The 14,976-nt window shown below is 41.8% G+C and carries 13 protein-coding genes; 10 read left to right on the top strand and 3 right to left on the bottom strand.

Features of this window, described 5'->3' with window-relative positions:
* Nucleotides 1-40: 40 nt before the first annotated feature.
* From tatA to tatC, 3 genes are read left to right on the top strand one after another with little or no spacing between them, the layout of a single operon-like run.
* Nucleotides 41-292, top strand: coding sequence for a Sec-independent protein translocase subunit TatA (tatA, locus tag F8B77_RS08215; protein WP_130048507.1), 252 nt, complete (start codon nt 41-43; stop codon nt 290-292).
* Between the two features lie 3 nt (nt 293-295).
* A complete protein-coding gene (gene tatB, locus F8B77_RS08210) occupies nt 296-673 on the top strand; it encodes a Sec-independent protein translocase protein TatB (protein WP_130045803.1) in 378 nt (125 codons plus the stop codon).
* A gap of 2 nt (nt 674-675) precedes the next feature.
* Entirely contained in the window at nt 676-1,431 is a 756-nt protein-coding gene (tatC, locus tag F8B77_RS08205) for a Sec-independent protein translocase subunit TatC (RefSeq protein WP_130048508.1), read from the top strand.
* A 2,140-nt stretch (nt 1,432-3,571) separates the two neighbouring features.
* Here tatC and F8B77_RS08200 read toward each other — a convergent pair.
* Nucleotides 3,572-4,333, bottom strand: a complete 762-nt coding sequence (locus F8B77_RS08200) for a TatD family hydrolase (protein ID WP_151654953.1) — start codon at nt 4,331-4,333, stop codon at nt 3,572-3,574.
* Nucleotides 4,334-4,484: 151 nt separating this feature from the next.
* On the opposite strand from F8B77_RS08200, the gene hemB reads away from it, so the two are divergent.
* Nucleotides 4,485-5,501: a porphobilinogen synthase gene (hemB, locus tag F8B77_RS08195; RefSeq protein ID WP_151654952.1), complete on the top strand. Its 1,017-nt coding sequence runs from the start codon at nt 4,485-4,487 to the stop codon at nt 5,499-5,501.
* A gap of 327 nt (nt 5,502-5,828) precedes the next feature.
* Here hemB and gppA read toward each other — a convergent pair whose 3' ends face one another.
* Both gppA and rhlB read right to left on the bottom strand, forming a co-directional pair.
* Nucleotides 5,829-7,325 (bottom strand): guanosine-5'-triphosphate,3'-diphosphate diphosphatase, encoded by a 1,497-nt coding sequence (gene gppA, locus F8B77_RS08190; RefSeq protein ID WP_151654951.1) that lies wholly within the window; start codon nt 7,323-7,325, stop codon nt 5,829-5,831.
* A 33-nt stretch (nt 7,326-7,358) separates the two neighbouring features.
* Nucleotides 7,359-8,663, bottom strand: coding sequence for an ATP-dependent RNA helicase RhlB (rhlB, locus tag F8B77_RS08185; RefSeq protein WP_151654950.1), 1,305 nt, complete (start codon nt 8,661-8,663; stop codon nt 7,359-7,361).
* Between the two features lie 112 nt (nt 8,664-8,775).
* On the opposite strand from rhlB, the gene trxA reads away from it, so the two are divergent.
* The 6 genes from trxA to fre all read left to right on the top strand — a co-directional run bounded on the left by trxA (nt 8,776) and on the right by fre (nt 14,948).
* Nucleotides 8,776-9,102, top strand: a complete 327-nt coding sequence (gene trxA / locus F8B77_RS08180) for a thioredoxin TrxA (RefSeq protein WP_005416871.1) — start codon at nt 8,776-8,778, stop codon at nt 9,100-9,102.
* 240 nt (nt 9,103-9,342) lie between these two features.
* Nucleotides 9,343-10,602: a transcription termination factor Rho gene (gene rho / locus F8B77_RS08175; protein WP_130048028.1), complete on the top strand. Its 1,260-nt coding sequence runs from the start codon at nt 9,343-9,345 to the stop codon at nt 10,600-10,602.
* A gap of 161 nt (nt 10,603-10,763) precedes the next feature.
* A complete protein-coding gene (locus F8B77_RS08170) occupies nt 10,764-11,759 on the top strand; it encodes a hypothetical protein (protein WP_151654949.1) in 996 nt (331 codons plus the stop codon).
* 90 nt (nt 11,760-11,849) lie between these two features.
* On the top strand, nt 11,850-13,694 hold the full coding sequence (ubiD, locus tag F8B77_RS08165; protein WP_151654948.1) for a 4-hydroxy-3-polyprenylbenzoate decarboxylase: 1,845 nt from the start codon (nt 11,850-11,852) through the stop codon (nt 13,692-13,694).
* Between the two features lie 182 nt (nt 13,695-13,876).
* Complete coding sequence (locus F8B77_RS08160) at nt 13,877-14,140, top strand: 2Fe-2S iron-sulfur cluster-binding protein (protein ID WP_005416876.1); 264 nt, start codon at nt 13,877-13,879, stop codon at nt 14,138-14,140.
* A gap of 97 nt (nt 14,141-14,237) precedes the next feature.
* The gene (gene fre / locus F8B77_RS08155; RefSeq protein ID WP_151654947.1) at nt 14,238-14,948 is read left to right on the top strand and encodes an NAD(P)H-flavin reductase; all 711 of its coding nucleotides are present in this window, start codon (nt 14,238-14,240) and stop codon (nt 14,946-14,948) included.
* The last annotated feature ends 28 nt before the right edge of the window (nt 14,949-14,976 follow it).

The raw sequence follows: 14,976 nt of genomic DNA, 5'->3' as shown, positions 1-14,976 counted from the left end.
TTAGCAATTTTTTAACCCCTAACACGCTGAGGAAATAAGCATGGGTGGTATTAGTATTTGGCAACTTCTTATTATTGCAGTAATCATTATTCTACTATTTGGTACGAAGAAATTACGCGGTGTAGGCAGTGATTTGGGTTCTGCAGTTAAAGGCTTTAAAAAAGCAATAAGCGATGAAGACACAGCAAAAGATGCGAAAAAAGACGCAGACTTTGTTGCTCCTCAAAACTTAGAGAAAAAAGAAGCAGAAACAGTAGAAAAACAAAAGCAAAACGACAAAGAGCAGGCATAACACGTGTTTGATATCGGTTTTTGGGAACTGATACTGATCTCTGTTGTTGGGCTCGTTGTATTAGGACCTGAACGTTTGCCAAAGGCGATTCGTTCGGTTGTTCAATTTGTGAGTGCAGCAAAAAGCATGGCGAATAACGTCAAAGATGAGCTGTCTCAAGAGTTGAAAATACAAGAGCTACAAGAAAATTTGCGTAAAGCAGAACAGATGAATATGGAAGACTTAGCCCCTGATCTTAAAAAATCAGTGGAAGAGTTAAAACAAGCGGCAGCTGATGTCACTCGTCCATATGCAAAACCAGAAGAAAGCGTAGATACTCAAAAGGTAGATACAGCAGCTCCGGTGACATCTGATTCAACTTCTAAAACAAAAGCAGAGTAATTATGTCATCAGCTGAACACTCTCAACCGTTGTTAACTCATCTGCTAGAGCTAAGAAATCGTCTATTAAAGGCATTAATTGCTGTAATAGTAGTATTTTTAGGTCTGGTTTGGTTTGCTAACGACATTTATGAGTTCTTATCTGCACCCTTGGTAGAAAGATTACCAGCGGGCGCAACGATGATAGCAACTGATGTCGCGTCACCTTTTTTCACGCCCATAAAGCTGACTTTGGTGGCATCGGTATTTGTTGCTGTACCTATGATTCTTTATCAGGTGTGGGCATTTGTGGCTCCAGGACTGTATAAGCATGAGAAAAAACTTGTCATGCCATTACTGTTCTCAAGCTCTTTATTGTTTTACGCCGGTGTTTCTTTTGCTTACTTTGTTGTCTTTCCTTTGGTGTTTGGTTTCTTTACCACAATTGCACCTGAAGGGGTTCAAGTAGCAACGGATATTGCCAGTTATCTTGATTTTGTCTTAGCGCTATTTATGGCTTTTGGTATTGCATTTGAAGTACCTGTTGCCATTATCTTACTGTGCTGGACAGGAGCAACAACGCCTGAAACACTCAGAGAAAAGCGACCATACATTGTAGTGGGTGCTTTTGTTGTTGGTATGATGCTGACGCCACCAGATATTATCTCTCAAACCTTGCTTGCAGTACCTATGTGTATTCTGTTTGAAATTGGTTTGTTCTTCTCACGTTTTTACGTAAGAGAAGAGAATGAAGATGATATGGAAAAAGATGAAGCGTAATGCTTGATTAAGAATCTATATTAAAGCGCTGATATGAAGTCAGCGCTTTTTTTATGCCTCGCTCTAATTAAATTCTCCTACGCAATTTTCTGATCACCTATTTATCCAGCTTGCTATAAAGTGATCATGATCACTATTAAACTTTAGCATTAGAATAGAAAGAAGAGACAAAGTAGAACTCTCTTGTGCGAGATCTCTTACAAGTGGGTAAGATTTTGCACTTTATTTGTAGTTTATATTACCTGTTTATTTATAACGTACTGATAAATAATGATTTATATTCCGTGGTGAAATAACAGATAATTTTTTTGCAAATATTCGTAATTAGTCTATTGCTGAAATAATCGAAAAGCGTAATCTTATTGGTGTCGGAAGGATGCTGACACGGAACAGGAACTAGCCAAGGATTTGGTACGCTTCAGGATGAGGCACTCGGTTACTTAGGATTAGTAATCGGCATGGATAGCGAAATGGACATTGAATGGACGCAATAGTAACTAGGATGGTTGCTACTAAGGAAAGACAATGGACACCTCTAGGATTGAGGTAAAAGGACTGCACATCAGGATGATGTAAGGGACACCGCTCAAGGAACAAGCGAAGAGAGTTAACTACGGACTGTTAACGGATCAGGATAAGATCAAGGACACCGCTAGGATAGCGAGAAAGGAATGCACTGAAGGAATCAGTATACTATCAAGGATTTGATGCATGGAGCACCATTAGTAGCCGGATTGCTGCGAGTAAAGTTATAACCCCGTTAGACGAGAGTCTAGCGGGGTTTTTCTTGTTTGGGGTAAAGTAAAAGAGCAGGGTTCAGGAAGAACCTATACGCTGCGCTAACTAGAGGCTAGAACGCTTCGCTTCTATAAGAGCAAAAGCTGATTCAGAATCTTGATGAAATATGGTATCAACAACCCCCTCTAACTCCCCCTTATATTGATATTATCGCTCCCAGTAATGTATAGATAAAGGGGGAGAACCTTCTTTGGTGCGGATATTTCAGCGCTCACAATACAGTTCCTCCCCTTGAGTAATTATCTTATTTGATCACTACTGTTGATATAAGGCTAGGAGGGGTTGTAAATGCAGGGCTTAAGTGTTGTTTCACCTCTCAAGGCGAAGCCGTCTATCTTTTGATCTTATAGTTTCTAGTTAGCGAAGCGTATCGTTTCTAGCTGTATTTACCACTTAACACGTTCACTCCTGAAACCTTCAAGCGAAGCGATCTTAATCCTTACACCCAAAACACCATGACCCGTGTGCGAGATCTCTCACAAACAAGTGCGCTTTTTCGCTTTATTCATGGGTAAACATAACTGACTTGAAGTTAACCTATTGATATTTAATTGTTTTCTATATTTAAGTAAAAGGGCGATATTTCTTTTTGCAAAAGTTTGAATTTAGTCTATTGCTGAAAATAATGAAAAGCGTAATCTTATTGATGTCGGAAGGATGCTGACACGGAACAGGAACTAGCCAAGGATTTGGTACGCTTCAGGATGAGGCACTCGGTTACTTAGGATTAGTAATCGGCACGGATAGCGAAATAGACATTGAATGGACGCAATAGTAACTAGGATGGTTGCTACTAAGGAAAGACAATGGACACCTCTAGGATTGAGGTAAATGGACTGCACATCAGGATGATGTAAGGGACACCGCTCAAGGAACAAGCGAAGAGAGTTAACTACGGACTGTTAACGGATCAGGATAAGATCAAGGACACCGCTAGGATAGCGAGAAAGGAATGCACTGAAGGAATCAGTATACTATCAAGGATTTGATGCATGGAGCACCATTAGTAGCCGGATTGCTGCGAGTAAAGTTATAACCCCGTTAGACGAGAGTCTAGCGGGGTTTTTCTTGTTTGGGGTAAAGTAAAAAAGCAGGGTTCAGATCGGTCGCAAGCTCCCTTAAAGGTTTCAGGGGGATGTGTGATTAGTCTATCTATATTCGCTAGAAACTATACACTGCGCTAACTAGATACTATAAGAGCGAGTATTGTGACGTTGGAATAGCAGCGTTAAAGAATCAGCTTTTTCTCTTATAGAAGCGAAGCGGTCTAGCCTCTAGTTAGCGCAGCGTATAGATTATTTCTGAAACCTGAAACCTGAAACCTGAAAACGTTTTTTGGCTCTTAAATCCCAAAAAGTTTTCTCGCATTCGCCGTCGTAACCACATCAACATCCGCCAAACTCATTTCACGCAAATCCGCCACACGTTGAGCAACTAGCTGCGTATACGCTGGCTCATTACGCTTACCACGGTGTGGTACAGGCGCTAAATATGGGCAATCGGTCTCTAAGATTAAGTAATCCATATTAAGGTGAGGAATGATTTTATCCATACCACCATTTTTAAAAGTAGAAACACCACCAAGACCTAAATGAAAGCCTAAATCATTGATCGCTTTGGCTTCATCAACAGAGCCACCAAAGCAATGGAAAGTACCTGACAATGAGCCATCTTGCTCTTGTTTTAGCAGGGTTAATGTCTCTTCAATAGAATCACGAGTATGAATCACAACAGGCAGTTTCATCTCTTTTGCCCAATTTAATTGGGTGATGAATGCCATCTCTTGTTCCGCTTTAAAGGTTTTGTCCCAGTATAGATCAATACCTATTTCACCTACCGCAATGAAGTTGTGTTTTTCAAACCATGAGTAAATAGTTGCTAAGGTCTGTTTAACATCAGCATTCACATAACAAGGGTGTAATCCCATCATTGAATGGCAAATCTCAGGGTAAGCCGCTTCGGTTTTTAGCATTGGTTCGATAGATTCTAAATCAATATTAGGCAATAGAATCTTGCTAATGCCTTGTGCTAGTGCGCGCTGAACAACAGCATCTCTATCGTCATCAAATTCTTTAGCATAAATATGAGCATGAGTATCGATCATGGTGAAACCCTAAAAGAAGAATAATTATCGCTATCATACCAAGTTCAAAGTAAAAATCAGATCTATACGAAAAAGTCAGGGTAAAGACTACGATTAGCTACTCGATAGGTATATATTGGAACGTATCATAAATACAAAAAAGGAGCACAGTGTGTCTGTATCCATTCTAGGTGCGTTTCCAAACCGCCGTATGCGCCGTATGCGTAAACATGAATTTAGCCGTCGTCTAATGGCTGAGAACCAAGTAACCGTTAATGACTTAATCTATCCAATGTTCGTACTTATGGGTAAAGATCGTCGTGAAACGGTAGAGTCAATGCCGGGTGTTGAGCGCTTATCAATTGATTTATTGCTTGAAGAAGCACAGCGTCTTTATGATTTAGGCATTCCTGCGATTGCACTTTTCCCTGTGGTTTCACAAGATGCGAAGAGTCTTTGTGCTGCTGAGGCTCACAATCCTGAAGGTTTAGTTCAACGTACAGTTAAAGCTTTGAAAGAGCATGTGCCAGAGCTTGGTGTGATTACAGATGTTGCTCTAGACCCATTCACAACACACGGCCAAGATGGCATCATCGATGAAGATGGTTACGTAATGAATGACGTAACGACAGAAGTTCTGATTAAACAGGCGTTATCACATGCAGAAGCGGGTGCTGATGTGGTGGCTCCGTCTGATATGATGGATGGTCGTATTGGTGAGATCCGTAAAGCGCTAGAAAAAGCGGGCCATGTTCATACACAAATCATGGCGTACTCTGCAAAATACGCGTCTTGTTATTATGGCCCGTTCCGTGATGCAGTGGGTTCTTCATCAAACCTGAAAGGCGGTAATAAGAAAAATTACCAGATGGACCCAGCAAACAGTGATGAAGCAATTCATGAAGTGGCAATGGACATCAATGAAGGTGCGGACATGGTGATGGTGAAACCAGGTATGCCTTACTTGGACATCGTTCGCCGTGTTAAAACTGAACTTCAAGTGCCTACGTTTGCTTATCAAGTATCAGGTGAGTACGCGATGCACAAAGCCGCTATTATGAATGGTTGGTTGAGTGAGCGCGATACAGTGATGGAATCGCTACTGTGCTTTAAGCGTGCTGGTGCGGATGGCATCCTAACTTACTTTGCGAAAGATGTAGCAGAGTGGTTGGCGGAAGATAAGAAGTAAGGGCAGGGTTCAGATCGCTTCGCTTAAAGGTTTCAGGGGTGGGTGTGGTGGGTTTTAGTATTAACTAGAGACTATACGCTGCGCTAACTAGAGGCTATAAGAGCATAGAATTCAGTGCTGTTAACTCTTTTCTAAAAAATAAAAAAAGCATGATGATTTTAGTTAATCATCATGCTTTTATTTTTCCTGAATCCTGAATCCTGAATCCTGAATCCTGAATCCTGAATCCTGAATCCTGAATCCTGAAATTACTACCAGTAAGGCTCTTGCTTTTGCTCTTATAGAAGCGAAGCGTTCTAGCCTCTAGTCAGCGCAGCGCATAGGCTCTTACTCGTCCCTAGCATCTATAACCAAATCCCAACCAATATTCGTCTGCTTATCTGCTTCAATCTCTAGTTCAGCTCTTGTTAGAGGATTCGCAGCTAACCAAGTAGCATCAATAGACAGCGACAGAACATCGTTGTTTTCAGATAGGGTTACCGCTGGTGCTAAATTTACATCGCGACGATGGGTTAAGATAAGTGCTAAACGAAGTATACGTAACATACGTTGCGCTGAGGCATCTGAAACAGCATGTTGGGCGGGCATTGCTGAAAACGATTCACGGTAACGGCGTAATAGTTCACCAAGTAAATGTTTTTGAGCGCGAGTAAATCCCGGTAAATCAAGGGCATTGATTAAATAGGCAGAGTGCTCTCCACCTTTTTTATAATCAATACACATACCAATTTCATGCAGTTGAGTTGCAGCCGTTAGTAAAGGTAATGCTTGAGGTTCAACAAGCCAGTTATCCCCACATTGTTGAACTAATTGGATAGACAAGTCTGTCACTTGTTGTGCGTAATCAACATCTAGCTGATAGCGTTGTTGAACGCTTTTAATCGTACGTTGACATACTTCATCGTGCTGCAATTCATCGATCATGCCGTAGCACAGACCTTCACGTAAAGCGCCGCCAGCTAACGTCATAGAATCGATGTCTAATAATTCAAAAATAGCAATAAGGATGGATAAACCGCTCGGGAACACGAGTGCTCTCTCAAGCGTTAATCCATCGATATCTAATTCTTCTAGGTGTTCATATTGCATTGCTTGTTTTTGAAGGCGCTTTAGCTTGGCCAAGGTAATCACCTCATCCATGCCTTGCGCCAACATAATTTCTTGCAATGCTTGGACCGTACCACTTGCCCCTACACAAGTTTGCCAACCAAGGTCGGTATATCGAGTTAGGATAGGAGCTAGTGTCTCTTTTGCACCAGCAATGGCCGCATCAAAGTTACTTTGCGTTAATGCACGATCTTTAAAATAGCCTTCTAACCAAGTTACACAGCCCATTTTTAAGCTTGTGAGTGCTTGAGCTTCAAAGCCATCGCCAATAATTAACTCTGTACTTGCTCCGCCGATATCAACAACTAAACGGCGACCATTACCACCTGAAGTGTGCGCAACTCCTTGGTAAATCATACGAGCTTCTTCTTCGCCTTCGATCACATTAATGTCATGACCTAAGATTTGATTGGCTTTTTCTAAGAAGACATCCACATTGGTCGCGACGCGCAATGCTGCGGTTCCGACAATGCGAATGTTTTCTACAGGAATGTCTTGCAGGCGTTCTGCAAATAAGCTCAAACAATCCCACCCACGCTGCATAGCTTCATGGCTGAGTGTGTAGTTTTCATCTAATCCCGAAGCCAAACGAACTTTACGTTTAATTTTGGCCATGGTTTGCACACTACCATTTATATGACGCACAACAAGCATATGGAAGCTATTGGAGCCTAAATCAATGGCGGCATACATAGGTGATATTGTTGAACTTTTCATAACATCCTTTTAATTTTTTCCGTAGAACTCAGATTATGCTTGAGGGCTACGAGGTTGACGTGGGCGAGAATATTTACGATTTCCGCCTTGACGTTGACCATTGTTGTTGCCGTTACGACGATTTTGCTGCGGACGACGTTGAAGACGTAGTGGTGCAGGTAAATCTTCAAGTAATGCTGAAGCGTCGTAATCAGATTGTGGAATTGAATGCTCAATATACTCTTCGATTGCTGGAAGATTAATTGCGTATTCTTCACATGCGAAGCTAATAGAGTTACCACTTGCACCAGCACGACCAGTACGGCCAATACGGTGAACATAATCTTCTGCTTCGTTTGGTAAATCAAAGTTAAATACGTGCGTTACTTGTGGAATGTGAAGACCACGAGCAGCGACATCAGTAGCCACTAAGATATCGACATCACCTTTAGTAAACTCTTCTAAAATGCGCTCACGTTTTTTCTGTGGAACGTCACCAGTAAGAAGACCAACGCGGTGTTTATCAGCAGCTAGGTGACCCCAAACTGATTCACACTTGTGTTTAGTGTTTGCAAAGATAATCGCGCGATCTGGCCATTCTTCCTCAATAAGCGTTTGAAGTAATGCCATTTTGTGATCATTTGAAGGATAGAAAAGCTCTTCCTTGATGCGATGACCTGTTTTTTGTTCTGGTTCAACAACAACGTGCTCTGGCTCTTGCATGTGTTCAAAAGCAAGCTCTTGTACACGGTAAGATAGCGTAGCAGAGAACAACATGTTCAAGCGTTCAGTTGGCGCAGGCATACGACGGAAGATAAAGCGAATATCTTTAATAAAACCAAGATCGAACATGCGATCGGCTTCATCAAGAACAACCACTTGGATCATCTTAAAGTCGATGTGACCTTGCTTATAGAAGTCGATGATACGACCGGTAGTACCGATCAAAATATCAACGCCTTGCTCAATCACTTGTTGTTGTTTTTCGTAACGTTCGCCACCGTAAGCTAACGCGGCTTTTAGACCCGTGCTTGCGATCAGTGATTCTGCATCATTGAAGATTTGAATCGCTAGTTCACGTGTTGGCGCCATGATGATGGCACGCGGTTGCGTGATTTTACGACCTTCAGGTGCCGGTGTCGTTAATAGGTGATTAAAAGTAGCAGTAAGGAACGCTAACGTCTTACCTGTACCCGTTTGGGCTTGGCCTGCAATGTCTTGGCCGGCGAGCAGTACCGGCAATGCCTTAGCTTGAATAGGAGTACATTTAATGAACCCTTTTGCATTCAAACCGTCGATAACCTGAGGCTGTAAACCTAGGTCGGCAAAGTTTTGCTCTGTGATGTGCGTCTTTTTCATTGCTATAGAATATCAGTTAAAGCTTGCAATACGAAACGTATTCCATTCAAATAGAGAATCAATTTGCTGGTTATCATCAAATCAGCCTTTAAATTTAACGTTGGAGTTGACGATGAGCGACAAAATTTTGCAGCTTACAGATGGCGGTTTTGAAGAAAGTGTGATCAATGCTGCAGGCCCAGTATTAGTAGATTTCTGGGCGGAATGGTGTGGTCCTTGTAAAATGATCGCTCCTATTTTGGACGAAATTGCTGACGAGTACGAAGGCAAATTAACGATTGGTAAATTAAATATCGATCAGAATGCTGGAACACCACCAAAGTTTGGTATTCGCGGTATTCCAACACTGCTTCTTTTCAAAGATGGCGGCGTAGCTGCAACGAAAGTGGGTGCACTTTCTAAGACTCAACTTAAAGAGTTTCTTGATGCAAACCTGTAATATAGGACAGCATTAAAGTAGATAGAACCGCATATAATGAGAAATTATGTGCGGTTTTGTTTTATCTGAGCTAAGCTAAGCTCAGAAATTAAGGGGAATCCCCTAGACTAAAAAGCGAATAAGTGATAATTTATCGCGCGTAATTCATACGATTTCATTTCTTGACCGAGCTCGAAGGTCATCCATTCTTAAATCAACTAAAGATAGAATCTGATTTTGACTAAACAACTACCTACCACTATGAATCTTACTGAACTTAAAAACCGACCTGTATCGGATCTTGTTGCTCTTGGCGAATCATTAGGCCTAGAAAACCTAGCGCGTCTAAGAAAACAAGACATCATCTTCTCCATCCTTAAGCAACATGCGAAAAGCGGTGAAGACATCTTTGGAGATGGGGTTCTTGAGATTCTTCAAGATGGCTTTGGTTTCCTTCGTTCTGCAGATTGTTCTTATTTGGCTGGCCCGGATGACATTTATGTGTCTCCAAGCCAAATTCGTCGCTTTAACTTGCGTACTGGTGACACGATTTCTGGAAAGATTCGTCCACCGAAAGATGGCGAACGTTACTTTGCTCTTCTTAAAGTAAACGCAGTTAACCATGATCGTCCTGATAATGCTCGTAACAAAATCCTTTTTGAAAACCTTACTCCTTTACATGCGAACGATCGTTTACGCATGGAGCGTGGTAATGGTTCAACAGAAGACATTACAGCACGTGTTCTTGATTTAGCATCACCAATTGGCCGTGGCCAACGTGGTCTGATTGTTGCTCCGCCAAAAGCGGGTAAAACAATGTTGCTTCAAAACATCGCCCAAAGTATTGCGCATAATCACCCTGAGTGTGAGTTGATGGTTCTACTTATCGATGAACGTCCGGAAGAAGTAACAGAGATGCAACGCCTAGTTAAGGGTGAAGTAGTTGCGTCTACGTTTGATGAGCCAGCGTCTCGTCACGTACAAGTTGCTGAGATGGTTATCGAGAAAGCAAAACGTCTTGTTGAACATAAGAAAGACGTAGTTATCTTGCTTGACTCAATCACTCGTCTAGCTCGTGCATACAACACTGTAATTCCATCATCTGGTAAAGTTCTTACTGGTGGTGTGGATGCAAACGCACTTCACCGTCCTAAGCGCTTCTTCGGTGCTGCTCGTAACGTTGAAGAAGGTGGTAGCTTAACTATCATCGCAACAGCGCTTGTTGATACTGGCTCTAAAATGGATGAAGTTATCTACGAAGAGTTCAAAGGTACAGGTAACATGGAATTACACCTAAACCGTAAGATTGCGGAAAAACGTGTATTCCCAGCTATCGACTTTAACCGTTCAGGTACTCGTCGTGAAGAGTTGCTAACTAAGCCGGATGAGCTACAGAAAATGTGGATCTTGCGTAAGATTGTTCACCCAATGGGCGAGACTGACGCAATGGAATTCCTAATTGATAAGCTATCAATGACGAAGACTAACGACGAATTCTTTGATGCGATGCGTCGTCAATAATTGATACTTAACTCAATTATTGGTACCAAGGTCAATAAATAATGAAACGCTGCCTATTTAGGTGGCGTTTTTTGTTGAGTTTTTGTTAATTTAACGGCATCATCATTTGTACTAAGCTTTGGAATAGGAATGTCCGCTTAGTTTATCTAAAGGAGTAACATATGCGACAAGGACTGTTAGCATCGATCCTCCTCTCTGCAAGTTTGCTGACGAGTCAGGTTTCTGCATCTGATGTTCAACCAAGCTTCGTCAATAGCTTGCTGGTTGACCAGCAGCTCAATAAGAAGGTCGATGAACTGCATCAATATTTGATTGATGGCGATATCATCACGCTCAACTTTTCTCTTAATCGTCTCTCTATGCCACAGCAAGAAGCTGTTCGCTTCATGTTGGTACAGCAAATAGAACAAAAAAAACTGATATTAAGCCCTAAGGGGACCATTTGGCTGAAAGAACAATTGGCTATTCATCCGACTTATACTATTAAAGAGCAAGGTAATGGGTATGTGGTGACGAAACTCGCTTTTGATTATTCTAGTATTGCTTCGCGCGTTCTAAACCAAATGAAAAAAGACCAACAGGTGTTGGATTTTATTCTCGCGACTGAAGAGAGGCGCTTGGTGTTATCTGAATGGCTAGTGGGTGAGCCTCATGAGGTTCGTGTTCGTCAATCGATCGTCTTAGCTGAATTGGATAGCTTAACCCCTGAAGCGCTAGGTTATCTTGTATCACAAATTACCGATGATCCTTTATCTGTTTGGTTACCAACGACCGAGGTAATGGTACGTCTTGCTCAATTATCTCAAAGCAGTGATGTGTATAAAATCTTATGGAAAATGCGTACTGATCAACACAGCATTGCAGAGCTTGAGCGTTTATCTCGTATCGCTCCCGATCCATTTGCGACTCAGCAATTAATGTCAGCAACCAATAATCCATCTTTAAAACAGAATGCTTTTGCTTCATTAGCTCAGCTGCATCCTCTACCTCAAGATGTTCAACAGTTCTTATTGGCTAAAATTGACCATATTCAAGACGGTGGTGCGGTGGCAATGCATCTTGCTAATTATGGCCATACATCGTGGTTAGAAAGTCTGCCAACAACACGTAATAAAGTTCGAAAGCAACACGTTAGCTTAGCATTATCACAACGCTAATCACGAGCTTGATTGGCAAAAGTAAATAGAGAGTGTGAGTTTGAATTGGGTTGGGTATAATCTATTCAAACTTCACGACAGTAGATAGCGATGAAATATAAGGATTTACGTGATTTTCTCAATCACTTGGAACAGATCGGGCAGTTAACACGCATTTCACACCCCATTGACCCACATTATGAAATGACAGAGATCAGCGATCGTACTTTACGAGCGGGTGGTCCAGCATTGCTATTTGAAAATCCCATCGGTTACGATATCCCTGTATTAACGAACTTATTTGGTACTGCTGAACGTGTTGCGATTGGTATGGGTCGTAAAGAGGTTCTTGAACTGCGTGAAGTGGGTAAATTATTAGCGTATCTAAAAGAGCCAGAGCCACCAAAAGGTTTTAAAGACGCACTAGATAAATTGCCGGTATTCAAGCAAGTATTGAATATGCCAACTAAGAATATTCGCAAGGCAAATTGCCAACAGATTGTTTGGCAAGGTGATGAGGTTGATTTAGATAAAATTCCGGTAATGAGTTGCTGGGCAGATGATGTTGCACCGCTATTAACTTGGGGTTTAACCATCACTAAAGGCCCAAATAAGAAACGTCAGAATTTGGGTATTTATCGTCAACAGAAACTGAGTAAAAACAAAGTCATCATGCGTTGGCTTGCTCACCGTGGTGGTGCGCTTGATTTGCGTGACTGGATGGAAACTAACCCAGGTGAACCTTTCCCTGTTTCTGTCGCATTTGGTGCCGATCCTGCCACGATTCTTGGTGCTGTAACGCCAGTTCCTGACACCTTATCAGAATACGCATTTGCAGGTCTTCTGCGTGGTAGTCGAACTGAAATTACTAAGTCGATTAGTAACGATTTAGAAGTCCCAGCCAATGCTGAAATTGTACTTGAAGGCTATATCGATCCTGCTGAGTTTGCCGATGAAGGCCCTTATGGCGATCACACCGGTTACTATAATGAAGTTGAAAAACATCACGTATTTACTGTAACGCACATTACCATGCGTAAAGAGCCTATCTATCACAGTACATATACGGGCCGTCCACCTGATGAACCCGCGGTATTAGGTGTGGCGTTAAACGAAGTGTTTGTGCCGATCTTACAAAAGCAATTTCCTGAAATTATTGATTTCTATTTGCCACCAGAAGGGTGTTCGTACCGCATGGCGGTAGTGACGATGAAGAAGCAATACCCAGGACACGCAAAACGCGTGATGATGGGGGTGTGGTCGTTCTTGCGTCAGTTCATGTACACCAAATTTGTATTAGTGTGTGATGAAGAGGTTAACGCACGAGATTGGTCACAAGTGACTGCAGCAATGTCTCAGCATATGGATCCAGCTCGTGATAGTTTGATGATAGAGAATACACCAATCGATTCATTAGATTTTGCTTCGCCAGTCGTTGGTTTAGGCTCAAAAATGGGCTTAGATATCACTAAAAAATGGGACGCCGAATTAGCATTATCACCTAATGTTGAATATTCACTGACAGACAGTGAGCAGATTGAAGGGTGTTTGGCGGAAATTACCAAAGCGTGCCCTGAGATTATCGATATTCATTTGCAAAACAACAATGCCAGTATGGTCGTCGTTTCTATCAATAAGCAAGCGGTCGGTAATGGTAAGAAAATCATGGAGGCGGTTTGGTCTCAGTTTGATGAGAACAAGTTTGTTATCGTGTGTGATGACGATGTCGATGTGAGTGATTGGAACGACATTATTTGGGCGGTAACCACTCGAATGGACCCTGCAAGAGATACGTTATTTTTGCAAGATGGCGACGGACACTCAAAAATGGGATTAGATGCGACCAATAAATTGGGCTCTGAATGTCTTCGTGAGTGGGGAACACCAATCAAGAAAGACCCAGAAGTTGTTGCTAAAATCGATGCCATTTGGGATGAATTAGGTATTTTCAAATAAGTATTGGTTTACTACATATTTTAGTGAAGTGTAATGTCTTGTAGCAAAACAGCTGTTGTTATCGATAAGCTATCAACACTAATTAAATCCATTCTGCTTTTGCGGAAAGACATTTCATTTCACTGGATAAAGTAAACGAAAAGGTATTTCATTAAGCTCTGAAAAAGATAAAGAAAGGTGTGATGAAAAAAATAACCTTACTCCCACAGCAAAAAGAATTCAGCATCGAAGAAGGACAAACCATCTTAGATGCGGCATTGGAAGCGGGGATAAACTACCCAAATCGATGCCAAGTAGGTGCATGTGCCATGTGCTTATGTAAAAAGTTAGAAGGGGAAATTGAATACGATTTAGAACCACTTCTAACCGACAAAGAACAACAAGAAGGGTGGGTATTTGCGTGTCAGGCAACAGCAAAAAGTGATTTAGTGCTGTTGTTAGAATAAATCCTCCCCGTATAATTAGAGCTTAATGCTCAATACACATAATAATTACAGCGTATAAATACCATGTTAAATAGGTATCAGCTGAAAAAGGAAAGTCATGCCAATCAATTGCAAAGTAAAGTCTATCGAGCCATTGGCTTGTAATACTTTTCAAATATTACTTCACCCAGAACAGCCAGTAGAATTTAAAGCAGGCCAATACCTAATGGTTGTGATGGGAGAGAAAGACAAGCGCCCATTCTCAATCGCTAGCAGCCCTTGTCGTCATGAAGGCGAAATTGAACTACACATCGGCGCTGCAGAGCACAATGCCTATGCCGGTGAAGTGGTGGAGTCAATGAAAGCGGCACTAGAAAACGGCGGAGATATCCAAATTGATGCCCCTCATGGTGAAGCGTGGATCCGTGAAGACAGCGAGCGTTCAATGCTGTTAATCGCTGGTGGTACTGGTTTTAGCTACGTACGTTCAATTTTAGATCATGCCATTAGTCAAAAAATTCAAAAGCCAATCTTCCTATACTGGGGTGGCCGTGATGAGTGTCAACTGTATGCAAAAGCAGAGATAGAAGCCATTGCAGCAGCGCATGAGCATATTACCTTTGTACCTGTTGTAGAGAAAGCGGAAGGCTGGGCGGGTAAAACGGGTAATGTACTTGAAGCGGTAAAAGAAGATTTTAACTCTTTAGCTGAAATGGATATCTACATTGCAGGTCGTTTTGAGATGGCAGGCGCTGCGCGTGAGCAATTCACCACAGAAAAACAAGCGAAGAAAGAACAGTTATTTGGTGATGCGTTTGCCTTTATCTAATTTTTAGCTTTAGTTAATACAAATAAAA

This window comes from Aliivibrio finisterrensis (genome assembly GCF_008933155.1).
GTDB lineage: Bacteria > Pseudomonadota > Gammaproteobacteria > Enterobacterales > Vibrionaceae > Aliivibrio > Aliivibrio finisterrensis.
Note: the sequence above shows the minus strand (reverse complement) of the source record. Positions and strands in the feature narration are given on the sequence as shown.